22 protein-coding genes, 1 pseudogene and 2 riboswitches are annotated in these 26,605 nt (G+C 66.7%); of the genes and pseudogenes, 16 read left to right on the forward strand and 7 right to left on the reverse strand.

Translation table 11 applies throughout. The annotated features are described in order from the left end of the window. Positions 1–65: 65 nt before the first annotated feature. Complete coding sequence (cadR, locus tag ABRZ00_RS08625; protein ID WP_343836423.1) at positions 66–497, forward strand: Cd(II)/Pb(II)-responsive transcriptional regulator; 432 nt, start codon at positions 66–68, stop codon at positions 495–497. 13 nt (positions 498–510) lie between these two features. Here cadR and ABRZ00_RS08630 read toward each other — a convergent pair whose 3' ends face one another. The 3 genes from ABRZ00_RS08630 to bdcA form a co-directional block, all read right to left on the reverse strand. Next, positions 511–1,404 carry a cation diffusion facilitator family transporter gene (locus tag ABRZ00_RS08630; protein WP_368642309.1) on the reverse strand — a complete coding sequence of 298 codons (894 nt, stop codon included), beginning with the start codon at positions 1,402–1,404 and terminating at the stop codon, positions 511–513. Positions 1,405–1,429: 25 nt separating this feature from the next. After that, positions 1,430–3,499, reverse strand: a complete 2,070-nt coding sequence (gene metG, locus ABRZ00_RS08635) for a methionine--tRNA ligase (RefSeq protein ID WP_368642308.1) — start codon at positions 3,497–3,499, stop codon at positions 1,430–1,432. 158 nt (positions 3,500–3,657) lie between these two features. Then, positions 3,658–4,371, reverse strand: a complete 714-nt coding sequence (gene bdcA / locus ABRZ00_RS08640; protein ID WP_368642307.1) for an SDR family oxidoreductase — start codon at positions 4,369–4,371, stop codon at positions 3,658–3,660. Positions 4,372–4,448: 77 nt separating this feature from the next. Here bdcA and ABRZ00_RS08645 point away from each other — a divergent pair, with 77 nt between their 5' ends. Then, entirely contained in the window at positions 4,449–5,039 is a 591-nt protein-coding gene (locus ABRZ00_RS08645; RefSeq protein WP_368642306.1) for a TetR/AcrR family transcriptional regulator, read from the forward strand. Between the two features lie 100 nt (positions 5,040–5,139). Here ABRZ00_RS08645 and ABRZ00_RS08650 read toward each other — a convergent pair whose 3' ends face one another. After that, positions 5,140–6,048, reverse strand: a complete 909-nt coding sequence (locus tag ABRZ00_RS08650) for a LysR family transcriptional regulator (RefSeq protein WP_368642305.1) — start codon at positions 6,046–6,048, stop codon at positions 5,140–5,142. Positions 6,049–6,193: 145 nt separating this feature from the next. Between ABRZ00_RS08650 and ABRZ00_RS08655 the strand changes: the two genes are divergently transcribed. Then, positions 6,194–6,583: a RidA family protein gene (locus tag ABRZ00_RS08655; RefSeq protein WP_368642304.1), complete on the forward strand. Its 390-nt coding sequence runs from the start codon at positions 6,194–6,196 to the stop codon at positions 6,581–6,583. Between the two features lie 101 nt (positions 6,584–6,684). On the opposite strand, the gene ABRZ00_RS08660 is transcribed toward ABRZ00_RS08655, so the two are convergent. Next, on the reverse strand, positions 6,685–6,954 hold the full coding sequence (locus tag ABRZ00_RS08660) for a hypothetical protein (RefSeq protein ID WP_368642303.1): 270 nt from the start codon (positions 6,952–6,954) through the stop codon (positions 6,685–6,687). 181 nt (positions 6,955–7,135) lie between these two features. On the opposite strand from ABRZ00_RS08660, the gene apbC reads away from it, so the two are divergent. From apbC to ABRZ00_RS08715, 11 genes are all read left to right on the forward strand, one after another. Further along, positions 7,136–8,221: an iron-sulfur cluster carrier protein ApbC gene (gene apbC, locus ABRZ00_RS08665; RefSeq protein ID WP_368642302.1), complete on the forward strand. Its 1,086-nt coding sequence runs from the start codon at positions 7,136–7,138 to the stop codon at positions 8,219–8,221. Next, on the forward strand, positions 8,221–10,119 hold the full coding sequence (locus tag ABRZ00_RS08670) for an autotransporter assembly complex family protein (protein ID WP_368642301.1): 1,899 nt from the start codon (positions 8,221–8,223) through the stop codon (positions 10,117–10,119). The genes apbC and ABRZ00_RS08670 overlap by 1 nt, the downstream gene beginning before the upstream one ends. After that, entirely contained in the window at positions 10,116–13,637 is a 3,522-nt protein-coding gene (locus ABRZ00_RS08675) for a translocation/assembly module TamB domain-containing protein (protein ID WP_368642300.1), read from the forward strand. Before ABRZ00_RS08670 ends, ABRZ00_RS08675 begins: the two co-directional genes overlap by 4 nt. Positions 13,638–13,696: 59 nt before the next feature. Beyond that, on the forward strand, positions 13,697–14,260 hold the full coding sequence (dcd, locus tag ABRZ00_RS08680; RefSeq protein WP_343836392.1) for a dCTP deaminase: 564 nt from the start codon (positions 13,697–13,699) through the stop codon (positions 14,258–14,260). A gap of 91 nt (positions 14,261–14,351) precedes the next feature. Next, positions 14,352–16,616, forward strand: coding sequence for an arginine/lysine/ornithine decarboxylase (locus ABRZ00_RS08685; protein ID WP_343836389.1), 2,265 nt, complete (start codon positions 14,352–14,354; stop codon positions 16,614–16,616). A gap of 4 nt (positions 16,617–16,620) precedes the next feature. Beyond that, positions 16,621–17,895 (forward strand): NAD(P)/FAD-dependent oxidoreductase, encoded by a 1,275-nt coding sequence (locus tag ABRZ00_RS08690; protein WP_368642299.1) that lies wholly within the window; start codon positions 16,621–16,623, stop codon positions 17,893–17,895. Between the two features lie 66 nt (positions 17,896–17,961). After that, a complete protein-coding gene (locus tag ABRZ00_RS08695; RefSeq protein ID WP_368642298.1) occupies positions 17,962–19,146 on the forward strand; it encodes a CaiB/BaiF CoA transferase family protein in 1,185 nt (394 codons plus the stop codon). 70 nt (positions 19,147–19,216) lie between these two features. After that, a riboswitch (glycine riboswitch) is annotated at positions 19,217–19,316 on the forward strand. Positions 19,317–19,328: 12 nt separating this feature from the next. Then, positions 19,329–19,432, forward strand: a riboswitch (glycine riboswitch). 39 nt (positions 19,433–19,471) lie between these two features. Beyond that, positions 19,472–20,554, forward strand: a complete 1,083-nt coding sequence (gene gcvT, locus ABRZ00_RS08700) for a glycine cleavage system aminomethyltransferase GcvT (RefSeq protein WP_368642297.1) — start codon at positions 19,472–19,474, stop codon at positions 20,552–20,554. Positions 20,555–20,599: 45 nt separating this feature from the next. Then, positions 20,600–20,971 carry a glycine cleavage system protein GcvH gene (gene gcvH / locus ABRZ00_RS08705; protein ID WP_368642296.1) on the forward strand — a complete coding sequence of 124 codons (372 nt, stop codon included), beginning with the start codon at positions 20,600–20,602 and terminating at the stop codon, positions 20,969–20,971. Positions 20,972–21,025: 54 nt separating this feature from the next. After that, on the forward strand, positions 21,026–23,905 hold the full coding sequence (gene gcvP / locus ABRZ00_RS08710; protein ID WP_368642295.1) for an aminomethyl-transferring glycine dehydrogenase: 2,880 nt from the start codon (positions 21,026–21,028) through the stop codon (positions 23,903–23,905). Further along, positions 23,854–24,246 carry a 4-oxalocrotonate tautomerase family protein gene (locus ABRZ00_RS08715; protein ID WP_368642294.1) on the forward strand — a complete coding sequence of 131 codons (393 nt, stop codon included), beginning with the start codon at positions 23,854–23,856 and terminating at the stop codon, positions 24,244–24,246. The genes gcvP and ABRZ00_RS08715 overlap by 52 nt, the downstream gene beginning before the upstream one ends. Before the next feature lie 51 nt (positions 24,247–24,297). On the opposite strand, the gene ABRZ00_RS08720 is transcribed toward ABRZ00_RS08715, so the two are convergent. Together ABRZ00_RS08720 and ABRZ00_RS08725 are read right to left on the reverse strand one after the other, a co-directional pair. After that, on the reverse strand, positions 24,298–24,807 hold the full coding sequence (locus tag ABRZ00_RS08720; protein WP_343836376.1) for a dihydrofolate reductase: 510 nt from the start codon (positions 24,805–24,807) through the stop codon (positions 24,298–24,300). A 62-nt stretch (positions 24,808–24,869) separates the two neighbouring features. After that, the gene (locus ABRZ00_RS08725) at positions 24,870–25,532 is read right to left on the reverse strand and encodes a winged helix-turn-helix transcriptional regulator (RefSeq protein WP_368642293.1); all 663 of its coding nucleotides are present in this window, start codon (positions 25,530–25,532) and stop codon (positions 24,870–24,872) included. A gap of 150 nt (positions 25,533–25,682) precedes the next feature. Between ABRZ00_RS08725 and ABRZ00_RS08730 the strand changes: the two are divergent. Next, positions 25,683–26,078 (forward strand): annotated as a pseudogene (locus ABRZ00_RS08730) (nuclear transport factor 2 family protein); the annotation flags it as partial. Positions 26,079–26,114: 36 nt separating this feature from the next. Continuing rightward, on the forward strand, positions 26,115–26,600 hold the full coding sequence (locus ABRZ00_RS08735; protein ID WP_368642762.1) for a VOC family protein: 486 nt from the start codon (positions 26,115–26,117) through the stop codon (positions 26,598–26,600). Positions 26,601–26,605 lie beyond the last annotated feature (5 nt).

Raw genomic sequence — 26,605 nt, forward strand, 5'->3', positions numbered from 1 at the left:
ATGGCAGTACACACCTTGTAGTGACTACAAGGTCAAGCCTGCTGTTCATCCCGGGAGGATTCCGTATGAAAATCGGTGAGCTGGCCCGCGCCGCCCGGTGTTCCACCGAGACCGTCCGCTTCTACGAAAAAGCCGGCCTGCTGCCCGAGCCGGCCCGCAGCGGGGGCAATTACCGGCAGTATGGCCCGGCGCACCTGGAGCGTCTGCGCTTCATCCGTAATTGCCGGGGGCTGGATATGGCCCACGACGAGATCCGCGCGCTGCTGGGCATGATCGACCATCCCGCCCGCGACTGCGGCGCGATCAATCATCTGCTGGATGAGCACATCGAGCACGTTGGCGTGCGCCTGCGCGAATTGCGTGATCTGCAGCGGCAACTGGTCGGCTTGCGGGAGCAATGCCGCACCGAGCAGGCGGTCGACGCCTGCGGCATCGTGCAGGGTCTGGCGCGCATGGAAACGGCGGAAGGGCCGGCGCGCAATACGCACCTGGGCTGAATGCCGGCCCGTGTCAGACCGGGTCGAAGTGCGTCATCACATCCAGCACCGGCAGGTCCGCCATGACGCGCCGCCGGGCCTCCACCGCAATGGCATGGCCGGCTTCGATGGTCAGTCGGCCGTCCATTTCGATATCGACCTCGACCCAGACCATGTCGCCCATCTTGCGGGTGCGCAGGTCGTGGATGCCGCGCACGCCGGGGGTGCCCAGGATGCGTTCGCGGATGGCGCGTTCGGTGTCGGCATCGGCGGCGCGGTCGACCAGATCGTTGAAGGCCTGCCAGGAGAATTTCCAGCCCATGCGCGCAATCATCAGCCCCACCACGAGAGCGGCCAGTGGGTCGGCCAGGGGCAGGCCCGCCAGGTTGGCGCCCACGCCCAGCGCCACCACCAGGGACGAAGCCGCATCCGAGCGGGCATGCCAGGCATTGGACACCAGCAAGGTGGAGCGCACGCGGTGCGCGACCCGCAGCAGGTAGCGAAACAGGCCTTCCTTGGCCAGGAGGGTGATCAACGCGACATAGAGCGCGGTGACGTGGACGGTGGGGATGAGATCGGGTGCTTGCAGGCGCTGGAAGCTGCCCCATAGCATGCCCAGGCCGACCATGATCAGGAGCACGCCGATGCCCAGGGTGGCGGCTGTCTCGAAGCGCAGGTGCCCGTAGGGGTGGTCTGCGTCGGGCGCCTTGGCGCCGTGCTTGTTGGCGACCAGCACGAGACCGTCGGACACCAGGTCGGACAGGGAATGGATGGCGTCGGCGACCAAAGCCTGCGAGTGCGCGTACAGGCCGACGATCAACTGGGCGCCGGTCAGCAGCACGTTCACCCAGATGCTGACCCAGGTGCTGCGCCGGGCGGCCGTCTGGCGGTCCGGCGTTTCAGGCGGCAACGGGTGGGTGGGGGGCATCGCCGTCGTCCTGGTCCGTGCAGCCCTAGCGGATGCGCATGCCCGGCTGGGCGCCTTCCCCGGGTTCGAGGATATAGATGCCCGGCTGCGCGTTTTCGTCCGCGTGGCTGGCCGCCAGCACCATGCCTTCGGAGAGGCCGAAGCGCATCTTGCGCGGCGCCAGATTGGCCACCAGCACGGTCAGCTTGCCGGCCAGATCCTCGGGCCGGTAGGCGGACTTGATGCCGGAGAAGACTTGCCGCAGCCGGCCTTCGCCCACGTCCAGGGACAGGCGCAGCAGTTTGTCGGAACCCTCGACCTCCGCGCATTCGACGATGCGCGCGATGCGCAGGTCGATGCGGCCGAAATCCTTGATGTCGATGGTGTCGGCGATGGGCTCGCCGCCCGGCATGGGGGCGGGGGTCTCGGGCGGCTCGAACAGGGCGTCGAGCTGCGCCGGATCGACGCGCTGCATCAGGTGCTTGAATGCCGTGATGCGCGCCGGCAGCGCACCGGCGTCGGCCCAGACGTAGGACCGGTCGCCGCCGAACAGCTCGCGGGCGACCCGGTCGGTCAGGGCGGGAAGAACTGGCGTCAGCATCACCGACAGGGTCTGGAAACCGGCCAGGGCGCGCGAGCAGATGTCTTGCAGTGCGGCTTTTTGCCCGGGTTCGGCCTGGGCGATGCCCTTGGCGAGTATCCAGGGTTGGGCCGAGTCGAAGGCCTGGTTGATGCGGTCGGCCTGGGCCATGATGCGGCGCACGGCGCGGCCGTATTCCCGCGCCTCGAAGTCGGCCTGGACCTGGGCGGCGCAGTCGCGCAACTCGGCTTGCAGCGCGCCGGTGTCGCCGGCGTAGGCCAGGGCGCCGTCGAAATGGCGGGTGATGAAGGTGGCCGCCCGGCTGGCGATGTTGACGTACTTGCCGATCAGGTCGCTGTTGACGCGGGCCACGAAATCATCGGGATTGAAATCCAGGTCTTCGACGTGGGCGTTGAGCTTGGCGGCGATGTAGTAGCGCAGCCATTCGGCGTCCATGCCGATGTCCAGGTAGCGCAGCGGAGAAATCCCCGTGCCCCGGCTCTTGGACATTTTTTCGCCGCTGACGGTGATGAAGCCGTGCACGTGCAGCATGTCGGGGATCTTGCGGCCGGAGAACTTCAGCATCGCCGGCCAGAACAGGGCGTGGAAATAGATGATGTCCTTGCCGATGAAGTGCACCTGCTCGGTGTCGCCGTCCGGCGCCAGCAGGGCGTCGAAGTCCAGGCCCTGTTGCTTGCAATAGGCCTTGAGCGAGGCTAGGTAGCCCACCGGGGCGTCCAGCCAGACATAGAAATACTTGCCCGGCGCGTCGGGGATGGGGATGCCGAAGTACGGCTCGTCGCGGGAGATGTCCCAGTCGGCCAGATTGGCCTCGGCGCCTTCGGTCGTGCCCAGCCATTCACGCGTCTTGGCGAGGACTTCGGACTGCAGGCGGGCGGTGCCGTCCGCGCGCGTACCTGTGGTCCATTCCTGCAGAAAGGCCACGCAGCGCGGGTCGGACAGGCGGAAGAAGAAGTGCTCGGAACTGCGCAGCACCGGCCGCGCCTTGGTCAGGGTGGAATAGGGCTCGATCAGCTCGGTCGGGCTGTAGACCGCACTGCAGGACTCGCAGGAATCGCCGTACTGGTCCTTGGCGTGGCAGCGCGGGCATTCGCCCTTGATGTAGCGGTCCGGCAGGAACATGCCCTTGACCGGATCATAGAACTGCTCGATTTCGCGGCTGTCGATGAAGCCGGCCGATTTCAGCGCGCGGTAGATGTCCTGAGACAGCTCGATGTTTTCAGGGGTATCGGTGCTGTGCCAGTGGTCGAAGCGGATATGGAAGCCGTTCAGGTATTTTGGCCGTTCGGCGGCATAGCGGCCCACCAGTTCCTGGGGCGTGATGCCTTCGGCCTGCGCCTTGAGCATGATGGGCGCGCCGTGGGCGTCGTCCGCCCCCACGAAATGCACGGTATGGCCCGCCATGCGCATGGCGCGCACCCAGGTGTCGGCCTGGATGTATTCCATGATGTGGCCGATATGGAACGAACCGTTGGCGTAGGGCAGGGCGGTAGTGACGAAGATCGTGCGCGACATGGGGGTGATCAGAGGGGAAAAGGCAAAGGATTGATTCTATCAGGCGGGGGGCGTTGTCATGCGGTCCCGTTGCTCGCACAGATCTATTCTTGAATTGATTCCGTAGCGTCTCCAGAACCCGTCTGAAGACGCTATTTCGTGAGTGATAGAGCTATCCGCTAGGCTCCGAACGCGCCGTCGATTGTGTGCATCGCCCCAGTCACGAAGCTGGCTTCTGGACCCGCCAGCCATGCCACCCATGCCGCGACCTCTTCTGGCCGGCCGTGGCGTTTGAGAGCCATGAATCCGTGCAACAAGTCTTTCATCGGCCCATCGGCCGGATTTGCGTCCGTGTCGATGGGGCCGGGCTGAACGACGTTCACGGTGATACCGCGTGGACCGAAGTCGCGCGCCAGGCCTCGAGCCAACCCCTGCAGGGCGGACTTGCTGAGCGCATACGCTGCCATGCCGGGTACGGGCATCCGGTCTCCATTCACCGATCCAATGATGATGATCCGGCCTCCTGGGGGCATACGACGTGCCGCCTCGACAGAGGCATGATAAGGTGCATGCACGTTGATTTTGAACAAGCGATCCACGGCATCCGGATCAAGCTCGAGCGCATCGCCGAAGAGTGCGATTCCGGCATTCACGACCAGCACGTCTAGGGGGCCGCTATCGCGCACTTGTGAGATGACAGCAGCCCGGTCGGCGCTGTCTGTTTGGGCGGCCTTGCTGGCCGTCTCGGCAGCAAGCCTTTCGGCGGCCGCTTGGGATGCTGAATAGGTGAACGTTACATTTGCGCCATCTGCAGCAAAGCGCCGCACAATGGCCGCTCCAATCCCGCGACTTCCGCCCAGCACCAACACAGATTTTTTATCGAACACAGCCATTAAACACCTCTGGGTATAATGTGTAGTGCGCACTACAATAAATGCGCTGATGGCGATATTAGACTATTTTTATAGTTATGACTACAAAATTAACAAAACCCCGAGGCCGCCCCCGTCAATTCGATGTCGGGGAGGCCGTCGCGACGGCTCAGCGGCTGTTTCATGCCCGAGGCTACGAGGCTGTCAGCGTGTCGGACGTGACTGAGGCGTTGGGCATCAACCCCCCCAGTTTCTATTCGGCCTTTCAAAGCAAAGCAGGCCTCTACGAGCGCATCATCAACCGGTATGCGGACCACGGGGCCATTCCGCTTGCGGACATCTTGCGCCCTGACCATCCTGTGGTGGAATGCATCACCACCATGCTTGAAGAAGCGGCTCGTCGTTATGCCACTGATCCCGCTGCCACGGGATGCATCGTGCTGGAGGGGTGTCGTTGCAGCGATGAAGAAGCGCGTGCGATTGCACGCGCTGCGCATCATGCTGCCGTTGAAGTCATCCGCAGCTACATAGCCGACCGGCATCCCGCCATTGCAGCACAACTGGCGGAGTACATCAGCACACTGATGATTGGGCTTTCCGCGCAGGCTCGTGCTGGAAAGGGCGTGAACACCCTTCTGGAAACCGTACATGTGGCCAGCTTGGCCGTTTCCTCGATGCTTCGCGCGTGACGCTGGCTGCCATCGCGGCTGGAACGTTTTCCAATCGATGATGCGACACCAGCGTGACCGACGTCGCTGCTGTTCCAGAGTAGGGGCAATGATCTGTGGCTTACCGTGCTTGGGGCTGCGCCATTAACTCGATAACCCAATCAATGAATAGGCGCAGTTTCGCGCTGACATACCGATTCGATTGAAATGCGACATACAGCGGCATAGCATCTATTTTCCAATCGATGAATAACGGCACCAAATCGCCACGCTCGATATGGGGCTCGGCCGCGTAGGTGGGTAGCCAAAGCGCCCCCAATCCTGCGACACCCGCTGCCACATAGGCGTTGCCATCGTCTACTACCAACGAGTAGTGGCCTTGCACGTTAAGGAGTTCATTGCCGCGATGCATGGTGGGCGAGAAAACACGCCGGGAGCGAGACCAAAAAAATCCGACGATACGGTGATGTGGAGTTGCGAGTTCATGGGGGTGAGAGGGTGGGCCTCTATCTGCCAGATAGGCAGGCGATGCATAAACGCCCAGCGGCAGATCGCCAATATGCCGCGCCACCAATGACTGAGTGGTGATTTCGCCACCTCGCACCACGCAATCCACGTTCTCATCGATGAGATCGATCACGCGATCACTGACCCCCAGATGCAATTGAATATCCGGGTATTTGGCGTAGAACTGCGGTAAGGCGGGAATTAGCATCATGCTGGCAAACGGGCTGGGCACGTCTACCCGCAATCTTCCACGGGGAGTTGTCATTGAGCTTGACAGACTGGTTTCGGCATCGTCCATGTCGGCCAACAATCGCAGTACACGTTCGTAGTAGGCGGCACCATCTGCGGTGACGCTCACCTTGCGGGTTGTCCTGTTCATCAGTCTGACGCGCAGGCGGGCCTCCAATTGCTGCACGAGCTGTGTCACGGTAGTTCGGCTCATATTCAGCGTCTCGGCGGCCTTGGTGAAACTGCCGGTTTCTACGACGCGAGTGAAGGCCTGCATCGCATTGAAGCGATCCATTGTGTTCCTTGAAGATTTTTTATTGTTTGGATTTTGCAAACAATGTTGACCAGGGTTGCCAGTTTATCCTCAAAGAAAGGATCTTTAAAGTGCTGGCTGTGCCGATTCGATTTGGAGTCGGTTGACTCAATATGGAGTAAACCCCATGACAACGCGCGAGGTTGTTTTTCCACCCAAACGTCAGGCGCTGTACGAGAAGAATCGCTACTCGCCGGCGATTCGATCAAACGGTTTTCTTTTTGTGTCGGGGCAGGTCGGAAGTCTGGAGGATGGTTCGCCGCAGCAGGGACTGAAAGCACAAGTTCGCCAGGCTTTCGAAAACTTGAATGCCCTTCTGGCCGAGGCTGGCTGTAGCTTTGATGACGTGATAGACGTGACCATATTTATGGTGGACCCCGCGTCGACATTTGAGGATGTTTGGTCGGTAGTACCCGATTATTGGGGGGATCCACCCTATCCGACGCTGACTGCGGTAGGAGTCACTTGGCTCTATGGCTATGACTTTGAGATCAAGGTGATCGCCAAGTTGCCCTAGTGCGGCCATCGCAAGTCTGGCGTGTCAGGTGCTGTGGTCGTGGCTCATAGTCAGCACTGTGGGCACCGGCATGCCAATTTTTTGGCATGCCGGTGCTCAGATCAAGGAATCTCCCGCATCTCGATATCCGTCACATCCCGCTCGCGCGCCGGCTGGCCCGCCCGGGCGCCGGGGCGCGTCGGCATGGGCGGGCGGCGGCGCTCGGCCCAGTAGGCCTTGACGCCGAAGGGCCGGCCCTTGATCCGGGCGACGATGTACAGGACGCCGATCGCCAGAAGGGTCGAAGCCATGAAGACAAAGGCCATCACCAGGCCGAAAAAGGCCAGGACGAGGAACAGGGCGGCGCGCAGGGCTTGTTGGATGAAATTCATGAGACTTGGACTCCTGTGGCCGGAAAAGGTTGCGTGCGAGGCGCGGCCGGACGCCGGGCGGCAGTGGCGTCCGGCCGGTTCCGGAAGCGCGCCATGCCTCTTCATATTGGGGTCAATCGGCGGATTTCCAGGGGAATCCGCTATGCTTGTGGTTTCGATTGTTTTCTTCCGGACCCCTCATATGTCTACCACGATACAGGACATCCGCGCGATCCTGTCCAGGGTCATCAATCCCGATACCCGGAAAACGCTGGCGGTGACGGAATCCGACCTGCAAATTGCCGCTTCGGGCGACGCTTTCGACATCACTGTAACCCTCGGCTATCCCTTGTTCAATGGCGAGCGGGCCCTGGATGCCGCCATCCGCGCCGCGCTGGACGCCGCCGGCGTGCGTCTGGGCACGCTCGCCTTCCAGTCGAAGATCGTCGCCCACGCGGTCCAGCGCGGGCTGCGCACCCTGGAAAACGTGCGCAATGTGATTGCCGTGGCGTCCGGCAAGGGCGGGGTTGGCAAGAGCACCACGGCCGTCAACCTGGCCCTCGCCCTGCACAGCCAGGGCGCGCGCGTGGGCCTGCTGGATGCCGACATCTACGGCCCCAGCGTGCCCATCATGCTGGGCCTTTCGGGCAAGCCCAAGAGCGCGGACGGCAAGAGCATGGAACCCATGATCGGCCACGGCCTGCAGGCTAATTCCATCGGGTTCCTGATGGATGACGATGGCCCGGCCATCTGGCGCGGCCCCATGGTCACGCAGGCGCTGACTCAATTGCTTTCCCTTACGAATTGGAACGATCTGGATTACCTGATCGTGGACATGCCTCCGGGAACAGGCGATATTGCCCTCACCATGGCCCAGAAGGTTCCGCTCACGGGAGCGATCATCGTCACCACGCCCCAGGATCTGGCCCTGGCCGACGCCCGCAAGGGCCTGATCATGTTCCAGAAGGTGGATGTCCCGGTGCTGGGGATCGTAGAAAACATGTCCGTCCATGTGTGCTCCAACTGCGGGCATGCCGAGCCGATCTTCGGCCAGGACGGCGGCCGCCAGTTGGCGGCCACCTATCATCTGCCCTGGCTGGGCGCGCTGCCGCTGCAGCTCGATATCCGTCAGGAAACCGACTCCGGGCGGCCCAGCGTCGTCGCCTCGCCCGATGGCGAGGCCGCGCGCCGCTATCAAGACATCGCCCGCCGGCTGGCCATCCACGTGGCCGGGCAGCCGCTGGACGATTCCGCCACGCGGCCGCGCGTCGTCGCCCGCACGAGCTGATGTCCGGGGATGCGCTGATCAAGTCCATCGCGGGTATGCGGCAGCCGGGCCGGTCTGATCAGGGCTTCCTCAGGGCGCGCCGCGTGCTGCTCTGCCTGGGGTTCGCGGCCTGCGCACCCGCGCTGGCCGCGCCTCCGCAAGTCATCGTCGATCCGGGCGGCGCGCCGCCGAAAGTGTTACAGGCCATTACCGATGCGGTGGGTGCCATTACCCGCCTCACCGAAGACCAGGATGTGCGCGAAGTCTCACGCCTGAGGCGGCGCGCCTGGGAGGCCGCCCAGGCCGCCTTGCGGACCCAGGGGTATTTCGACGCGACCGTCACGCTGGACGTCACGCCGGGCGAGGGTGACGCCGGCGAGTTCTGGGACATCGTGATCGACATCGGCGAGCGCGCCCGGGTGCGCCACCTCGGCCTGCGGTTCCAGGGGGCGATCGCCGATGACGCTTATGCCGCGCGCCGCCAGTCGTTGCGCGACCTCTGGCTGCTCAAAGAAGGGATGCCCTTCATCAACGACGACTGGAGCCGGGCCAAGACCGAACTCCTGGAGGCCGCTTCGCGGCAGGATTTCTATTACGCCCGCTATGCGCAGACCCGGGCCGCGGTCGAGCCTTGGTCGGCCAAGGCCGACCTGGACGTCGCGCTCGACAGCGGCCCGCCGGTCCGGCTGGGCGAACTGCGGATCATCGGCCTGAAGCGGGTGCCCGAGTCGCTCATCCGGCGCTACGTGCGCTACGATCCGGGCGAAGCCTACGATCAGACGCGTCTGGAGGACTGGCAGCAAGCCTTGCAGTCCACCACGTTTTTTCGCGGCGCCTTCGTGACGCTGGACGACGGCACGGCGCCGGCGGCCGATGCGCCGCGCGGGGGGACGGCGGCGCCCGCTTCTGCGCCGCCCGCGCGCCCCGAGGGCAGCGATCCCGTGACGTTGCCCGTGCGTGTCCAGGTGACGGAAAGCCCCGCCCGCTATGCCAGCGGCTCGCTGGGCGCGGACAGCGATCATGGCGTACGGGTGGAAGGCCTGTACCGCCAGAACGTCGTCTACGGCTTGCCGGTCTGGATCGAGACCGGCGCCGGCGTTGATATGAAACGGCAGCGCGCTTTTTTCGACGTGCATCTGCCGCCTCATATGGACGGCAGCAAGGACAGCTTCGGCCTGCTCTACGACCATTCGGACATCGAGGGCCTGGAGACCAGCCGCGCCGGCCTGGGCTGGAAACGCAGCCAGACGCGCAAGGCGGCCGGCGACAGCCGCGTCGAGTACGAAGTCCGCTGGGGAGGGCTGGTCGCCTACGACAAGACTCGCATCTCCGGCGCCTCGCGCTACGAGGTGCCCAGTTGGGCGGCCACCTGGCAGTGGCTGCGCCGCGACGTGGACGCGAAGTACGATCCGCGCGAGGGCAATCTGGTCGAATTCGGTCTCGGCGTGGGTTCGACGCTGGACGATGGCAAGACCTTTTACCGCAGCAGCCTGCGCGCCCAGCAGTGGTGGCCCATCGGCGAGCGCGACGTGCTGACCGTGCGCGGCGAGGTCGGCAAGGTCTGGGCGCATACCGACCGCCTGCCGCAGGATTTTTCCTGGCGCACCGGCGGTTCGCGCAGCATTCGCGGCTATCGCTACCAGAGCATCGGCCTGCAGCGCGGCGACGCCGTCATCGGCGCGCCCGTGCTGGGCGTGGCCAGCATCGAGTACACACATTATTTCACCGATATCCTGGGCGCCAACCTGTTCATCGATGCGGGCGACGCCGCCGAGTCCTTCGGGCAGTTCGACTGGCACCTGGGCTACGGCGCCGGCCTGGCGGTGCGCACGCCGGCCGGACCGTTCTATGTCGACCTGGCCTGGGCGCAGAAGGACCGCCGCCTGCGCCTCCAGTTCTCTCTGGGGATTGCGTTTTGAGGGCGCGGCTCTGGCGCGGCCTGCGGGCCTTCAGTCTCTGGGGGCTGCCGCCCATCGTGCTGGCGCTGCTGCTGGCCATCGGGTTCGCCGCCTGGTGCGTCGCCAGCACGGCGGGCACCCGCTGGCTGCTGCGCACGGCGGCCGAACAATTGGGCGGCGAAGCCCATGGCGTGCGCGGCACCGTGATCGACGGCCTGTATGTCGAGGGCCTGTCGATCGCTCTGCCCGATCTGGACGTGCGCGTGACCGGCCTGCATCTCAAGACGCTCTGGCCGGAACTGCTGGATCGCCGCCTGCACATCAACGACTTGTCGGCCGCGCGCGTGGACGTGGATGTGCGCACTGCGGCGCAGGACGCCGCGCCCGCCGCCGAGGGCGGCCCCTTCCAGATGTCGGCCTTGCCGCTGGGTCTGCGGGTCGACCGGCTGGCGCTCGGCGGCCTGGGCGTGCGCATCGACGGCGAGCCGCTGCCCGCCGACCTGCTGGCGGTCTCGACCTCCATGACTCTGGATGCGCGGACGGCGACCGTCACGCTGAACCATCTGCAGGCTTCGCATCAGGAGACGCTGCTGCAGTTTGACGGCCACTTGGCTCTGCGCGGCCTGGCGGCCCCCTGGCCTTTCGAGCTCAATCTGCACGGAACCGCCCAGGATCGCAGCGCCGGGTCGCCGGTCTGCCTGCGGCGGCTGCTGGCGGCCGGAAAGGAGGGCAATGGCGATGCGGCGGCCGGCGAGGCCTGCCGGATCGATCTCCACCTGCGCATGGCGGGCACGCTGCAGGCCCTGCACGTGCAAGCCGACGGGCGCGGCGAGGGTCTGGCGCTTCAGGCACAGGCCGATCTGCTGCCGGGCCAGGCGTTCCCGCTGGGAGCCGCGCAGGTGGATCTGGCGCTGCCAGGCGATGCCCGCCTGACGCTCGATGTGACGCCGCAGGCGCGGGGTGCGGATGGCTTGCGGCCGGTGAGGGTGCAGTGGGCCGTGCGCCAACTGCGCCCCGACCCCTGGCTGCCGCCGGGGCTCGGCCCGACGCTGCTCAACCTCACGGGCGGGCTGCTGGTGCGGCTGGATGACGCGCAGCGGCTGCACGACCTGGGCCTGGATGTGGCGTTCGACGGCCCCAACCGCTGGAATGGCCGGCCGCTGGCGGGCACGCTCCGGCTGGAGCGCCTGTCGCGGCGGGGCGGTGCGCTGTTCGATGCGCAGACGGGGACGCCGGCGGATCTTCTCGAGCTGCGGGCGGCGGGCCTGAAGGCCGACCTGACCCTGGGGCCGGACCGGATCCAGGCCGAAGCGGATGCATCGGCCGATGCCGTGCGCGTGTCGTTGCAGGCCCGGCTGCCGGAACTGGCGGCGCTGTGGCCCGGCCTGCCGGGCGGGGCGGAGCTGGATTTCGACGTTTCCGGCCCGCTGTCCGGCCATCAGGGCCGCCTGAAAGCCCGCTATGCGGTGCCGGACGCCCGGGACGGCGTGCCCGGCGAGGCCCCCGTGAGCCTGGATCTGGCTGTCGGCGGCGGCTGGACGCAGGCGCAGGGCTGGCAAGGACGGCTGACCGGCCTGCGTGCCGAGCACGCCGGCCTGGTCCTGAAGAGCGAGGCGGCCGTGCCGTTGTCGGTGGCCGCCGATGGCGGCTGGCGGATCGGCCAGGCGGTCTTCGGGCTGGCGCTGGAGGGCGAACCCCTGCTCGGCGTCCGCCATCAGGCCTCGGCGGGCGGGCAGGGCCATTGGGAAACGCGCGGCCGCATCGATCCGTTGACCTTCACTCCGGAGCGCATTCTGCGACTGCAGACCTGGCTGGGCCGCGCCCAGGCCCGGCAGGGCGGGGTGCGGACCGCGTTGTCCGAAGAGGCGATACGCAGCCGTCTGGATGCGGTTCTGGACTGGAATCTGAAGTTCGACGATGCCTTGAGCGGCGAGATCCGTCTGGCCCGCCGCAGCGGCGATCTGACCGTGCCCGGCGACGTGCCCATCGAGCTGGGCCTGGAGGACGCCCGCCTGGACATCGCCATCCGGCGCAGCGGCCCCGGACTCAGCCGCGCCGCCGCCGATCTCCAGGTACGCACGCGCAAACTGGGCAGCATGCGCCTGCGGGCCGATACCCCGATCCACGCCACTCCGGGGGGCGGGCTCGTCCTGCGGCCGCAGGACGAGCGGCATCTGCATTTCCAGGCCGAATCCGAGGATCTGGCCTGGGTCAATCTGCTGCTGGGCGGGGCGATGGAAATCGGCGGCACCTTGCATGCCGACATCCAGGGCCGCAGCCGGCCGGATGGGCGCTGGATTCTGTCCGGCCCGCTGCGCGGCGACGGCTTGCGTCTGCTGATCGCCGACCAGGGCGTGCGGCTGCTGGACGGCACCCTGCAGGCTCATTTCGACGGCGCGCGCGTCCTGCTGGACCGGCTGCGCTTTCCGGCGGTGCGCCGGGTCGTGCCCAAGGAATGGCGCACCGCCACCTGGATCGCGGAGGAGCCCGACGCCCAGGGCGGCTCGCTGTCGCTGTCCGGGGCCTGGGATCTGCTTACACAGGAAGGGCGGGTGGACGTCGCCTTCCACCGCTACCCGATCCTGCAGCGTTCCGACCGCTATGCCATGGTCAGCGGCAACCTGGAGGTTGCGGCGACCCTTCCGGAAATCCGCATCGGCGGCAAGATCACCGCTGACGCGGGCTGGTTCGATCTGGACATGCTCAACGCCATTCCCTCCCTGGATGGCGACGTCGTGATTCTCGAGCCGGGCGCCGAGGCGGCCGAGCCTGCGCCGCCGCCGCTGGACCTGCGGGCCGACCTGACGATCGACCTGGGGCCGCGCTTTTACCTGACCGGCTTCGGCCTGGATTCAGGCCTGATCGGCAGCATGGACCTGCACTTGAATGATGGCAAGCTCACGGCGCTGGGCCAGTTGCGCACCCGGGGCGGCGCCATCAGTGCCTACGGGCAACGGCTGCAACTGCGGCGCGGCACCATCACCTTCCAGGGCGATGTGGCCAATCCCGTGCTCGATATCCAGGCCTTGCGCACCGATGTCGCGGTGCAGGCCGGCGTTCAGGTGGCCGGCACCGCCCGGCGTCCACGCATCGACCTGATGTCGCGCCCCGAAGTCAGCGAGACCGAGAAGCTGTCCTGGCTGTTGCTGGGCCATGGCCCGGACCAGGGGGGCGCGGATGTGTCGCTGCTGTTTTCCGTGGGCGGATCTTTTCTGTCGGGCGGCGAGCCGTTCTACAAGCGGTTCGGGCTGGACGAACTGAGCATGCGCTCGGGCGAACTGGGCAGCTCCGGCAGCATCCTGCCGGTCGAGAGCGTGGTCAGCGGCCTGGACATGGGCGCCAGCCCCATCGAGCAGCGTTTCGTCCTGGCCGGCAAGACTCTGAGCAAGGATTTGAGGCTGAGCCTGGAGCAGGCCCTGGCGCAGACCGGCACCGTGGCGCGCTTGAGCTACCGGCTGATGCGCGGCCTGCAGGCCGAGGTGACTGCGGGCACCGTCAACGGCCTGGCGCTGGTCTATCGCTGGTTTTCCAGGGATTGAACGGGCCGCGGGGGCGTGATGTGTCTTAAAATAGCGCCAACTTTGAACAGAGGGCGCCCATGAGCATCAAAAACGACCGCTGGATCCGGCGCGCTGCGCAGGCCGGCATGATCGAACCCTTCGAGCCCGGCCAGGTGCGCTCGGTCGACGGCCAGCGGATCGTCAGCTACGGCACCAGCAGCTATGGCTACGACGTGCGCTGCGCCGACGAATTCAAGATCTTCACGAACATCAACTCCACCATCGTCGATCCCAAGGCCTTCGATGAGAAGTCCTTCGTGGATTTCCGTGGCGACGTCTGCATCATTCCGCCCAACTCTTTCGCCCTGGCACGCACGGTCGAGTACTTCCGCATCCCGCGTTCCGTGCTGACCGTCTGCCTGGGCAAAAGCACCTATGCCCGCTGCGGCATCATCGTCAACGTCACGCCGCTTGAGCCCGAATGGGAAGGCCACGTGACGCTGGAATTTTCCAACACCACCCCCCTGCCGGCGAAGATCTACGCGGGCGAGGGCTGCGCCCAGATGCTGTTCTTCGAAAGCGACGAGGTCTGCGAGACTTCCTACGCAGACCGGGGCGGCAAGTACCAGGGACAGCAAGGGGTCACGCTGCCACGCACGTAGTGCACGCCCAGCCATGCTGGCTGTTCCGGCCCCGGGCGTGCGCCCGGGGCCGGGGTTCTTCCGGGGTCCCGGGCCCGATACGGTGAATGCCATGAAATTTCGTTTTCCCATCGTCATCATCGACGAAGACTATCGCTCCGAGAACGCCTCGGGCTTCGGCATTCGCGCGCTGGCGTCGGCCATCGAAGCCGAAGGCGTCGAGGTCCTGGGGGTCACCAGCTATGGCGACCTCAGCTCCTTCGCGCAGCAGCAAAGCCGCGCCAGCGCCTTCATCCTGTCGATCGACGACGAGGAGTTCGACGAGGATTCCCCCCAGGACGTCGCCAACGCGATCAAGAACCTGCGCGCCTTCATCGGCGAACTGCGCTTTCGCAACGAGGACATCCCCATCTATCTGTATGGGGAAACGCGCACCTCGCAGCACATCCCCAACGACATCCTGCGCGAACTGCACGGCTTCATCCATATGTTCGAGGACACGCCGGAGTTCGTCGCGCGCCATATCATCCGCGAGGCGCGCGCCTATCTGGACAGCCTGCCGCCGCCGTTCTTCCGCGAGTTGCTGGAATACGCCTCCGACGGCTCCTATTCCTGGCATTGTCCGGGGCATTCGGGCGGGGTGGCTTTTCTCAAGAGCCCCGTGGGCCAGATGTTTCACCAGTTCTTCGGCGAGAACATGCTGCGCGCCGACGTCTGCAACGCGGTGGACGAACTGGGCCAGTTGCTGGACCACACCGGCCCGGTGGCCGAATCCGAGCGTAACGCGGCGCGCATCTTCCACGCCGACCATTGCTTCTTCGTCACCAATGGCACATCCACGTCCAACAAGATCGTCTGGCATGCCAACGTGGCCGCCGGCGACGTGGTGGTGGTGGACCGCAACTGCCACAAGTCGATCCTGCACGCCATCACCATGACCGGCGCGATCCCGGTGTTCCTGCGCCCCACGCGCAACCACCTGGGCATCATCGGCCCGATTCCCCTCGAAGAGTTCGACCCCGAGAACATCCGCAAGAAGATCGAGGCCAATCCCTTCGCGCGCGAGGCCGCCAACAAGCGTCCACGCATTCTGACGCTGACCCAGAGCACCTATGACGGCGTGATCTACAACGTCGAGATGATCAAGGAAAAGCTCGGCTCGGAAATCGACACCCTGCATTTCGATGAGGCATGGCTGCCGCACGCGGCCTTCCACGAGTTCTACGAGGACATGCACGCCATCGGCCCGAACCGGCCGCGCAGCCAGGATACGATGATCTACGCGACGCACTCCACGCACAAACTGCTGGCCGGCCTGTCGCAGGCTTCGCAGATCGTGGTGCAGGATTCCGAGGATCGCAAGCTGGACCGGAACCTCTTCAACGAGGCCTTCCTGATGCACACCTCGACCTCGCCCCAGTACGCCATCATCGCGTCCTGCGACGTGGCGGCGGCCATGATGGAACCGCCCGGCGGCACGGCGCTGGTCGAGGAGTCCATCCGCGAGGCGCTGGACTTCCGCCGCGCCATGCGCAAGGTCGAGTCCGAGTTCGGCAAGAACGACTGGTGGTTCAAGGTCTGGGGGCCCAACCGCCTGGTGTCCGAAGGCATCGGCAACCGCGAGGACTGGATCCTGGGCTCGGGCGACGAATGGCACGGTTTCGGCGACCTGGCCGAAGGCTTCAACATGCTCGACCCGATCAAGGCCACGGTGGTGACGCCGGGGCTGGACATCTCGGGCACGTTCGCCGATTCCGGCATTCCGGCGGCGCTGGTTTCCCGCTATCTGGTCGAACACGGCGTGGTGGTCGAGAAGACCGGGCTGTATTCCTTCTTCATCCTGTTCACCATCGGCATCACCAAGGGCCGCTGGAACACCCTGCTGACCGCTCTGCAGCAGTTCAAGGACGACTACGACCGCAACCAGCCCCTATGGCGGGTGCTGCCGGAATTCAGCCGTTCGCACAAGCGCTACGAGCGCATGGGCCTGCGCGACCTGTGCCAGCGGATCCACGAGGCCTACCGCCACTACGACTTCGCGCGCCTGACTACGCGGGTGTATCTCAGCGACATGGTGCCGGCCATGCGCCCGGCCGACGCCTATGCGCGCATGGCCCACCGCGAGGTCGAGCGCGTGCCCGTCGATCAATTGGAAGGCCGCGTCACCGGGGTGCTGCTGACGCCCTATCCGCCGGGCATCCCGCTGCTGATCCCGGGTGAACGCTTCAATCGCGACATCGTAGATTACCTCAAGTTCACCCAGGAATTCAACCAGCAGTTTCCGGGCTTCGAGACCGATGTCCACGGGCTGGCGTACGAAACGGACGAGCAGGGCCGGCGGCACTACTACGTGGACTGCATCCGGGAAGGCGCCTGATCCTGTGGATGCCCGTTTCGACGCGGCGGTGATCGGCGCCGGCGCTGCCGGCATGATGGCCGCCGCCGTGGCGGCGCACCGCGGCCTGCGGGTGGTGTTGGTCGATCATGCGCAGCGCCTCGCCGAGAAGATCCGCATCTCCGGCGGCGGGCGCTGCAACTTCACCAATCTGGGCACCAGCCCCGCGCAGTTCCTGTCGCGCAATCCCGATTTCTGCCGCTCCGCCCTGCGCGCCTACGGCCCGGCGGATTTCCTGGATCTGCTACGCGCGCATCGCGTGTCCTGGCATGAAAAGCACCGGGGCCAGTTGTTCTGCGACGATTCCAGCGAATCCGTCATCGAGGTGCTGCGCCGCGAGTGCGAGGCGGGCGGCGTGCAGTGGCGCATGCCTTGCACCGTCCGCGGCGTGGGCCGGGAAACCGGCGGCTTCCGGCTGGATACCGAGGCGGGGCCGATCCGGGCCGCCCGGCTGGTGCTGGCCACCGGCGGCATGGCGATCCCGCAGTTGGGCGCCACCGATTTCAGCTTGCGGATCGCCCGCCAGTTCGGTCTGCGTATCGTCGAGCCGCGCCCCGCGCTGGTGCCGCTGACGTTCGATGCGGATCACTGGAAGCCCTATGCGGCGCTGGCCGGCGTCTCGCTGGAAGTGCGCCTGGCGCACGAGGCGGCCGCGCCGGAGGGCGGCGGCAAACGATCCCGCCGGCCGGCTCGCGCCGAATTCCTCGAAGACCTGCTGTTCACGCATCGCGGCCTGTCGGGGCCTGGCATTTTGCAGATCTCCAGCCACTGGCGCCCGGGCGACCCGATCCGGATCGACCTGGCGCCCGGCCGCGACATGGCCGAAGCGCTGGTGGCCGCGAAGTCCGGCGGCCGCCAGACCGTGGCCGCCGCGCTGGCCCAGGCCTGGCCCCGACGGTTGGCCGAGGCCTGGCTGGCCGCCGCCGGGCCGGCTGACGGCGCGGCCCGGGACGAGGATCTGGCGAACTTGGGCGGACAGCGCCTGGCCGATGTCGCCGACCGCCGCCTGCGCGCCTTGGGCGAGCGCATCCATCGCTGGACCTTATGGCCCACGGGCACGGCCGGCTACAAGAAGGCCGAGGTCATGAGCGGCGGCGTGGACACCGGCGAACTCGACCAGCGCAGCCTGGAGGCGCGCCGCTGCCCGGGCCTGCACGTGATCGGCGAGGCGGTGGACGTCACCGGCTGGCTGGGCGGCTACAACTTCCAGTGGGCCTGGTCCTCGGGCGTGGCCTGCGGGCGGGCGCTGGCGGTTGATTGAGGCGGCGAGGGCGCGTGTCGCCCGCCTGGGGCGATAGAATCGGCCAGACAGTTTCGGAGGACAATCATGCGTAAACCCCTGGACGGCATCCGGGTCCTGGAAATGGGCCAGCTCATCGCCGGGCCGTTCGCCGCCAAGATGCTGGGCGAATTCGGCGCCGAGGTCATCAAGATCGAGCCGCCCGGTCAGGGCGATCCCCTGCGCAACTGGCGGCTGCTGCACGAGGGCACCTCGGTCTGGTGGCAGGTGCAGTCGCGCAACAAGCAATCGGTGACCCTGGATCTGCGCCAGCCGGAAATCCAGGCCGTCGTGCGCCGCCTGGCGGCCGAATGCGACGTGGTGGTCGAGAACTTCAAGCCCGGTACCCTGGAATCCTGGGGCCTGGGCTGGGACGACTTGCGTGCCGTCAATCCGCGCCTGGTCATGCTGCGCGTGTCGGGCTACGGACAGACGGGCCCCTACCGCGACCGGCCCGGCTTCGGCGTGGTCGCCGAGGCCATGGGCGGCCTGCGTCATCTCAGCGGCGAGCCGGGCCGCACGCCGGTGCGCGTGGGCGTATCCATCGGCGATTCCCTGTCGGCCTTGCACGGCGTCATCGGCGTGTTGCTGGCCCTGCGGGCGCGCGACCGCGATGGCGTGGGCCAGATGGTCGACGTGGCGCTGTACGAGTCGGTGTTCAACATGATGGAAAGCCTGTTGCCCGAATACGCCGTGTTCGGCGAAGTCCGCCAGCCGGCCGGCAGCAGCCTGCCGGGCATCGCGCCCAGCAACGCCTACGCCTGCCGCGATGGCTACGTGCTGATCGCGGGCAACGGCGACAGCATCTTCCGTCGCCTGATGCAGGCGATCGGCCGGACGGACCTGGGAGACGATCCCGGCCTGGCCCACAATGCCGGCCGCGTGGGCCGGGTGGCCGACATCGATGGCGCCATCGGCGACTGGGCCGCGCAACGTACCCAGGATGAAGTGCTGGAAATCCTGAACGCGGCGCGCATCCCGGCCGGGCGTATCTACGACATTGCCGACATCGCCGCCGACCCGCACTACCGCGCGCGCGACATGATCCTGGACCAGCCGTTGCCCGACGGCACGCCGTGCCAGGTGCCGGGCATTGTGCCGAAGTTGTCCGCCACCCCGGGCGGCATCCAGTCGCGGGCGCCCGGCCTGGGGGAGCACACCGACGCGGTGCTTGATCGTTTGGGGGTGGACGAGGGGGCGCGCGCCCGCTGGCGGGAACAAGGATTCATCTGAAACCTTGCCATGGATTCGAGGCGATTGTTGAATCGCTCCGTTTCAGAGTATGCTTCATCCTTGCTGTCACCCGATGCGGGTGGGAGAGCGCCGCCCCCGCGCACCGGGTGCGGCCGCCGAAGGCGCAATTCGCCCGGAATCGCTCAGGCACCCCGTACCACCCGCATGATGCCGTCATCGCATCGCAGCATTCTGGAGAGATCCGCTCCCCGATCCGGGTGCGGGCGCCGAAGGTGAACCTCCGCAGTGCGGGGCAACTCTCAGGCAAAAGGACAGAAGGGCGCTGCCGGCATTCCCGCCGCCCCTTTTATCGTCCGGAGTTTCCATGCCCGCGCAAACCCCCCTGTACGAAACCCACGTCGCCCTGGGCGCCAAGATCGTCGACTTCGGCGGCTGGGACATGCCCCTGGCCTATGGCTCCCAGATCGAAGAGCACCATGCCGTGCGCCGCGCCGCCGGCATGTTCGACGTCTCCCACATGCTCAACGTCGACATCGCGGGCGCGTCCGCCCCCGATTTCCTGCGCCACCTGCTGGCCAACGACGTGGCCAAGATCGCCGGCGCGCCGGGCAAGGCCCTGTATTCCTGCATGTTGCGCCCCGATGGCGGCGTCATCGACGATCTGATCGTCTATTTCTTCGCCTCCGACCGTTGGCGCATCGTCGTCAATGCCGGCACGGCCGACAAGGACCTTGCCTGGATGCGCCAGCAGGCCGAGCCCTTCGGCGTCACGATCACCGCCCGCCGCGACCTGTCCATGGTGGCCGTCCAGGGCCCCGGGGCCCGCGAGGCCGTCTGGTCCGTGCATCCCGACTGGAAGCCCGCCACGCAAGACCTCAAGCCTTTCACCGGCACGCTGATCGACGAGAACACGCTGGTGGCGCGCACGGGCTATACCGGCGAGGACGGCTTCGAGATCGTTCTGTCCGCCACCGCCGTCAAGGCTTTCTGGGACGCCCTGGCGCAGGCCGGGGTGCGGCCCTGCGGCCTGGGCGCGCGCGACACCTTGCGCCTTGAAGCCGGCATGAACCTCTACGGCCAGGATATGGACGAAACCGTCCATCCCCTGGAGTCCGGCTTGGCCTGGACGGTTTCGCTCAAAGACGCGCAACGCGACTTCATCGGCCGCAGCGCCCTGGAATCCGCTTCGAAGGCTCGCGAACTGGTCGGCCTGAAGCTGCTGGATCGCGGCATCATGCGCAGCCACATGAAGGTCCGCACCGCCCAGGGCGAAGGCGAGCTCACCAGCGGCACCATGGCGCCCACGCTGGGCTTTTCCATCGGTCTGGCCCGGGTGCCGGCCGGCTCGGCACCGGGCGACCGGGTCGAGGTCGAGATCCGCGGCAAGTGGCTGCCCGCCGAGATCGTGCGCCCGCCCTTTGTGCGCAACGGACAGGCTTTGGTCTGACCGGGTTTTTTCCTTCCTCTCTCCACCACTGAAACGGGGTACATCATGTCCATTCCCAACGACCGCAAATACACGGCCTCCCACGAATGGGTCAAGGCCGACGGCGATTGCTTCCTGGTCGGCATTACCGACGACGCTCAGGATCAGCTCGGCGACCTGGTCTTCGTCGGCGACGTTCAAGTGGGCGCGCGTCTGGCTGCCGGCGATACCGCAGCCGTGGTCGAATCCGTCAAGGCCGCGTCCGACATCTACGCGCCGGTGTCCGGCGAGATCGTCGCCTTCAACGAAGCCCTCAACGACCAGCCCGCCCTGATCAACGAAGCCGCCTACGAGCAATGGATCTTCAAGATCAAGCCTGACAATGCCGCCGACGTCGATGGCCTGATGGATGCCGCCGCCTACGAGGCCCAGGCCTGATCCGCGCCGCGCCCCTCATCCACTGATTCACACGGTTTTACCCTGGAGCACTCCATGCCGCGCGATTCCGCCACGCATTCCGAATTCATCGCCCGCCATATCGGGCCGTCCGAAGCCGACCAGCGCGCCATGCTGGCGGCCATCGGCGTCACCAGCCTGGACGCCCTGATCCGCGAGGTCGTGCCGGAAAACATCCTGTCCGAAGCCCCGTATCTGGACTTGCCCGGTCCGCTGAGCGAGGTCGAGGCTCTGGCGGACCTGAAAACCATCGCCGGCCGCAACCAGGTTCTGCGCAGCTATATCGGCCAGGGCTACTACGGCACCTACGTGCCGCACGTGATCCTGCGCAACATCCTGGAGAATCCCGCCTGGTACACCGCCTACACGCCGTACCAGCCGGAAATCTCCCAGGGCCGCCTCGAAGCCCTGTTGATCTACCAGACCATGATCGCCGATCTGACGGGGCTGGATATCGCCAACTCGTCGCTGCTGGACGAAGGCACGGCGGCGGCCGAGGCCATGACGCTGGCGCGCCGCGTCTCGCGCGTCAAGTCCGACCGTTTCTTCGTCTCTGCCCACGTCCATCCCCAGACCCTGGAAGTCCTGCGCACGCGCGCAGCCGGGCTGGGCATCGAACTGGTGGTCGGCGATGAGGCCGGGGGCTTGCCGGACTGCTACGGCGTGCTGCTGCAGTACCCGCACAGCCTGGGCGGCGTGGCCGATTATCGCGCGCTCGCCGAGCAGGCCCATGCCGCCGGCGCCATCGTGGCCGTGGCGACGGATTTGCTGGCCTTGGCGCTGCTGACGCCGCCGGGCGAATGGGGCGCCGACATTGCGGTCGGCTCGGCCCAGCGCTTCGGCGTGCCCATGGGCTACGGCGGCCCGCACGCTGGCTTCATGGCGTGCAAGGACGCCTACAAGCGCAACCTGCCGGGCCGCCTGGTGGGCGTCTCCCAGGATGCGCGCGGCGAACAGGCCCTGCGGCTGGCGCTGCAGACGCGCGAGCAGCATATCCGCCGCGAGAAGGCCACGTCCAACATCTGCACCGCGCAGGTGCTGCTGGCCGTGATGGCCGCCATGTACGCCGTCTGGCACGGCCCCCAGGGCATTGCGCGCATCGCCCGGCGCGTGGCGGCGCACACCGCCCGACTGGCCGGCGCCCTGCGCGCCATGGGGCTGACGGTCTGCAACGATACTTTTTTCGACACCCTGCACCTGGAAACCGGCGTCCGCACGCAGGCGGTGCTGGATGCGGCAGTCGACGGCGGCATGAATCTGCGCCGTGTGGACGACACCCACGTCGCCCTGTCGCTGGATGAAACCGTCGATGCCCAGGACATCGAGACCCTGATCGGCGCCCTGGCGGCCGGCATGGGCGTGTCGCGCGTCGCCCCCGACTTCTCGGCCGAAGCCGACGGCATCCCGGCGGCCCTGCGCCGCCAGGGCGCCATCCTGGCGCATCCCGCCTTCTCGCGCGTGAAGTCCGAGACCGACATGCTGCGTTATCTGCGCGCCCTGGCCGACAAGGACCTGGCCCTGGACCGCACCATGATTCCGCTGGGCTCCTGCACCATGAAGCTCAACGCCACGGCGGAAATGATTCCCGTCACCTGGCCTGAATTCAGCCACATGCACCCGTTCGCTCCCGCCGGCCAGGCGCAGGGCTACCAGGAAATGATCGAGCGGCTGTGCGCCGCGCTGTGCGAGATCACCGGCTATGACCGCGTCAGCCTGCAGCCCAATTCCGGCGCCCAGGGCGAATTCGCCGGCCTGCTGGCGATTCGCGGCTATCACCAGGCCAACGGCGAGCACCAGCGCAACGTCTGCCTGATTCCCGCGTCGGCGCACGGAACCAACCCGGCCTCGGCCCATCTGGCGGGCATGGACGTGGTGGTGGTGGCGTCCGACGACAACGGCAACATCGACATGGCCGATCTGCGCGCCCGCATCGCCGAGGTCGGCGACCGGCTGGCCGCCTTGATGATCACCTATCCGTCCACGCATGGCGTGTTCGAGACCACGGTCACGGAGATCTGCGATCTGATTCACGAGGCCGGAGGCCAGGTCTACCTGGACGGCGCCAACATGAACGCCATGGTGGGCGTGGCCCAGCCGGGCCGCTTCGGCTCCGATGTGTCGCACCTGAACCTGCACAAGACCTTCTGCATTCCTCACGGCGGCGGCGGCCCGGGCGTCGGTCCGGTGGCGGTGCGCGCGCACCTGGCGCCGTACCTGCCCGGCATGGTGGGCGAAGACGGCCGCCTGCCGGCGGGCCAGCCGGGCCCGGTGTCGGCCGCGCCCTTCGGCTCGGCCAGCATCCTGCCGATCTCGACGCTGTACATCATGATGATGGGGGCCGAAGGCCTGCGCCGCGCCACTCAGGTCGCGATCCTGAACGCGAACTACCTGGCCACGCGTCTGGCGTCGCACTATCCCATCCTGTACGCCGGGGTCAACGGCCGCGTGGCGCACGAGTGCATCCTGGACATCCGGCCGATCAAGGACGCCAGCGGCATCGGCGCCGAGGACATCGCCAAGCGCTTGATGGATTATGGCTTCCATGCGCCCACCATGAGCTTCCCGGTGGCCGGCACGCTGATGGTCGAACCCACCGAGTCCGAGGGCCTCGAAGAGCTGGATCGCTTCATTGCCGCCATGATCGCCATCCGCCAGGAGATCGCCGCCGTCGAGCGCGGCGAGCAGCCGGCCGACGACAATCTGCTGGTCAACGCCCCGCATCCGGCGGCCACGCTGCTGGTGCAGGACTGGACGCATCCGTACACGCGCGAGCAGGCCGCCTTCCCGCTGCCCGGCATGGCGGACCGCAAGTACTGGCCGCCGGTCGCGCGGGTGGATAATGCCTGGGGAGACCGCAACCTCAGTTGCGCCTGCCCGCCGATGGAGTCCTACGCCGCCGAACCCGTCACGGCCTGACCGCTGATCCAGGTCCGGCCTTTCGGGGGGCCGGACCGGCCACATGCCCCCCCGGCGGGTTTCGCGTTGCGCGGACCGCCGGGTTTTTTTATTCCTCATTTTTTCATTCAGGAGACCGCACCATGCCGTACGTCAACATCAAGATCACCCGTGAGGGGGCCACCGTCGAGCAGAAGGCGCGCCTGATCGAGGGCGCCACCCAACTGCTGGTGGACGTGCTGGGTAAGAACCCCAAGACCACGTTCGTGGTGATCGAGGAAGTCGATACCGACAACTGGGGGATCGCGGGAGAACCGGTGACGGCGATCCGCGCGCGCGCCAAAGCGTCCGCCGGCGGCTGATGCCGGCATCTCCCGCCTGAGCGGTCCGCGGCCGGGGGGGGGCCGGCGCGTTCAGGCGGCCTTCGTGCCCGGAATGCGCCGGTAGGTGACGAAATCGTAGGCCAGGCCGTTTTCCGGGGGCTGGGGCAGCCGTTCGGTTTCCTGCCAATGCCCCTCGGGCAGCGGGGGAAACCAGGTGTCGCCGCCCAGATCGGCGTGGATTTCAGTGGCGATCAGTTCGTCGGCCAGGGGCAAGGCCAGGCGGAAGATCTGTTCGCCGCCGATGACGCAGATGCGGTCCGCCTGCGCGCAACTGGCCAAAGCAGCCTCGAGCGAGGCGTGGCATTCGGCACCCGGTGCGGAAAAATCCGGGTCGCGGCTCAGGACCAGATTGCGGCGCCCGGGCAGGGGGCGCCCCAGGGACAGCCAGGTCTTGCGTCCCATGACGATGGGGTGGCCCAGCGTGCTGCGCTTGAAGTGCGCCAGATCGGCGGGCAGATGCCAGGGCATGCCGCCGTCGAGGCCGATCACGCGTGTGTCGGTGTAGGCGACGACCAGGCGGATGGGGGGGGCTGGCGGCATGACGCGATTCTCCGTGAAAACATGCGCGCCAGTGTAAACCACGCGCCAGGGTGCGGCCGGGTTCAGGCCGCGGGGTCGGGAACCTGGAAGCATCCCAGGAAGCGATCCAGGGCGGGCCGTTCGCCGCGGACTCGCGCCTGGCCCGAGGCGATGGCGTCATCGGGATCCGCCGCACCGTAGGCCAGGTGCAGCAAGGTCGTGGGGGACGTCTCCAGCGTGGCCTCGGGCGCCGGGTCGGCCGGCCCCTGCCTGTGGATGTCCAGGCGGCCCGACGCGATCTGGGCGGAGAAAGGCTGGCCGTCCAGGATCAGCAGAATCCGGGTTTCCGGGCCGGCGCCCGCGCGGGGCGCAAACAGTGCGCGCATGGAAAGCACCATGGCGTCTACATTCAGCGGGGCGCCGCGCACGAAACCGGGCGAACGCACGCCCCAGCGGACCAGTTGCAGGAGGATGGGTTCCAGTTCACGGCCCCAGGCGGACAGGTCGTAGGCCATGCCCCCCGGCGGAGGCAGGCGGCGCCGGACGATGATGGCGGCGGCTTCCAGCTCGGCGAGCCGCTGGGTGAGCACGTTGGCGCTGATGCGGCCCAAGCCGGTCCGCAGGTCCGTGAACCGTTTCGGGCCGAGGATCAATTCGCGCACGATGAGCAGCGCCCAGCGCTCGCCGATCAGATCGAGGGCGTGGGCGGCGGCGCAGCCGTCGGCATAACTTCTCTTTGTACTCATGAAAGAGCATCTTATCATGTAATCCTAAAAAACAATTTGTCAGTTATTTTTTAGGATTAAACAATGGTATAGTGCGCCGGATGGACGAGCCGCCGCGCGTGGTGCGATTCCCGCAGCCAGCGGACGAGCGGCCGCAAGCAGGAGACGGGTATGGAAAGCAAGGAAAAGGCAAACGATGCGCAGACCGCCATCCGGCAGGTGCTGGACGAGTGGGTGGCGGCGGTAGGCCGGCAGGATCTGGAGGCGCTTGCCGCCTGCTACGCCCAGGATGTGGTCGCCTACGATGCCATCATGGCGCTGCGCTTCGAGGGGCGGGACTGCTACCTGGCCCATTGGAAGACATGCCTGCAGATGTGTCCGGGCGGTGTGCGCTTCACGTTCCGGGACCTGGACATCCAGGCTGCGGACGACCTGGGCTATGCGCATGCGTTGCTGGCCTGCGAGGCCGACGGGTGCGGTGACGAAGGCGGAAACAGCGCCTGGAGCCGCATGACCACCGGTTTCCGGCGAGAGGCCGGCCGTTGGGCCATCGCTCACGAGCATTTCTCTTTTCCCTTCGATCCGAAGTCCGGCAAGGCGCTCATGGGACTGTCTCCCGATGCGGTTGCGGGGCCGTCTCCGGTGCCCGCCGACATGCATGCGGTGACGCCGCATCTGGTCTGCCGGGATGCGGCCGGCGCGATCGACTTCTACCAGCGCGCGTTCGGGGCCCATGGGGCCGTCCGGCTGGACGGCCCGGACGGCAAGCTGGCGCATGGCTGCTTATGGATCGGCGGCTCCGCTGTGATGCTGACGGAGGAGGCGCCCGCCCGCCAGGCCAGCAGTCCCGTTACGCTGGGAGGCACGCCGGTATTCTTGCATCTGTATGTGGCCGACGCGGACGCGGCGTTCGAGCGGGCCATCCAGGCGGGCGCCACGGCGGTGATGCCGCCGGCCGATATGTTCTGGGGCGATCGCTATGGCGTGGTCCAGGATCCGTATGGACATCGCTGGTCGATTGCGACTCATGTGCGGGATGTGGGGCCCGAGGAGATGCGGGCGGCGATGACCCAGTTCGCCGGCGCCTGAGGCCG

Origin of the sequence: Castellaniella ginsengisoli (genome assembly GCF_040955415.1) — a bacterium.
GTDB lineage: Bacteria > Pseudomonadota > Gammaproteobacteria > Burkholderiales > Burkholderiaceae_B > Castellaniella > Castellaniella ginsengisoli.

What these genes read in the sequence shown, in the direction of transcription:
- cadR (WP_343836423.1), top strand. Translation starts at nt 66, where the DNA reads ATGAAAATCGGTGAGCTGGCCCGCGCCGCCCGGTGTTCCACCGAGACC.
- ABRZ00_RS08630 (WP_368642309.1), bottom strand. Translation starts at nt 1,404, where the DNA reads ATGCCCCCCACCCACCCGTTGCCGCCTGAAACGCCGGACCGCCAGACG.
- metG (WP_368642308.1), bottom strand. Translation starts at nt 3,499, where the DNA reads ATGTCGCGCACGATCTTCGTCACTACCGCCCTGCCCTACGCCAACGGT.
- bdcA (WP_368642307.1), bottom strand. Translation starts at nt 4,371, where the DNA reads ATGGCTGTGTTCGATAAAAAATCTGTGTTGGTGCTGGGCGGAAGTCGC.
- ABRZ00_RS08645 (WP_368642306.1), top strand. Translation starts at nt 4,449, where the DNA reads ATGACTACAAAATTAACAAAACCCCGAGGCCGCCCCCGTCAATTCGAT.
- ABRZ00_RS08650 (WP_368642305.1), bottom strand. Translation starts at nt 6,048, where the DNA reads ATGGATCGCTTCAATGCGATGCAGGCCTTCACTCGCGTCGTAGAAACC.
- ABRZ00_RS08655 (WP_368642304.1), top strand. Translation starts at nt 6,194, where the DNA reads ATGACAACGCGCGAGGTTGTTTTTCCACCCAAACGTCAGGCGCTGTAC.
- ABRZ00_RS08660 (WP_368642303.1), bottom strand. Translation starts at nt 6,954, where the DNA reads ATGAATTTCATCCAACAAGCCCTGCGCGCCGCCCTGTTCCTCGTCCTG.
- apbC (WP_368642302.1), top strand. Translation starts at nt 7,136, where the DNA reads ATGTCTACCACGATACAGGACATCCGCGCGATCCTGTCCAGGGTCATC.
- ABRZ00_RS08670 (WP_368642301.1), top strand. Translation starts at nt 8,221, where the DNA reads ATGTCCGGGGATGCGCTGATCAAGTCCATCGCGGGTATGCGGCAGCCG.
- dcd (WP_343836392.1), top strand. Translation starts at nt 13,697, where the DNA reads ATGAGCATCAAAAACGACCGCTGGATCCGGCGCGCTGCGCAGGCCGGC.
- ABRZ00_RS08685 (WP_343836389.1), top strand. Translation starts at nt 14,352, where the DNA reads ATGAAATTTCGTTTTCCCATCGTCATCATCGACGAAGACTATCGCTCC.
- ABRZ00_RS08695 (WP_368642298.1), top strand. Translation starts at nt 17,962, where the DNA reads ATGCGTAAACCCCTGGACGGCATCCGGGTCCTGGAAATGGGCCAGCTC.
- gcvT (WP_368642297.1), top strand. Translation starts at nt 19,472, where the DNA reads ATGCCCGCGCAAACCCCCCTGTACGAAACCCACGTCGCCCTGGGCGCC.
- gcvH (WP_368642296.1), top strand. Translation starts at nt 20,600, where the DNA reads ATGTCCATTCCCAACGACCGCAAATACACGGCCTCCCACGAATGGGTC.
- gcvP (WP_368642295.1), top strand. Translation starts at nt 21,026, where the DNA reads ATGCCGCGCGATTCCGCCACGCATTCCGAATTCATCGCCCGCCATATC.
- ABRZ00_RS08720 (WP_343836376.1), bottom strand. Translation starts at nt 24,807, where the DNA reads ATGCCGCCAGCCCCCCCCATCCGCCTGGTCGTCGCCTACACCGACACA.
- ABRZ00_RS08725 (WP_368642293.1), bottom strand. Translation starts at nt 25,532, where the DNA reads ATGAGTACAAAGAGAAGTTATGCCGACGGCTGCGCCGCCGCCCACGCC.
- ABRZ00_RS08735 (WP_368642762.1), top strand. Translation starts at nt 26,115, where the DNA reads ATGGGACTGTCTCCCGATGCGGTTGCGGGGCCGTCTCCGGTGCCCGCC.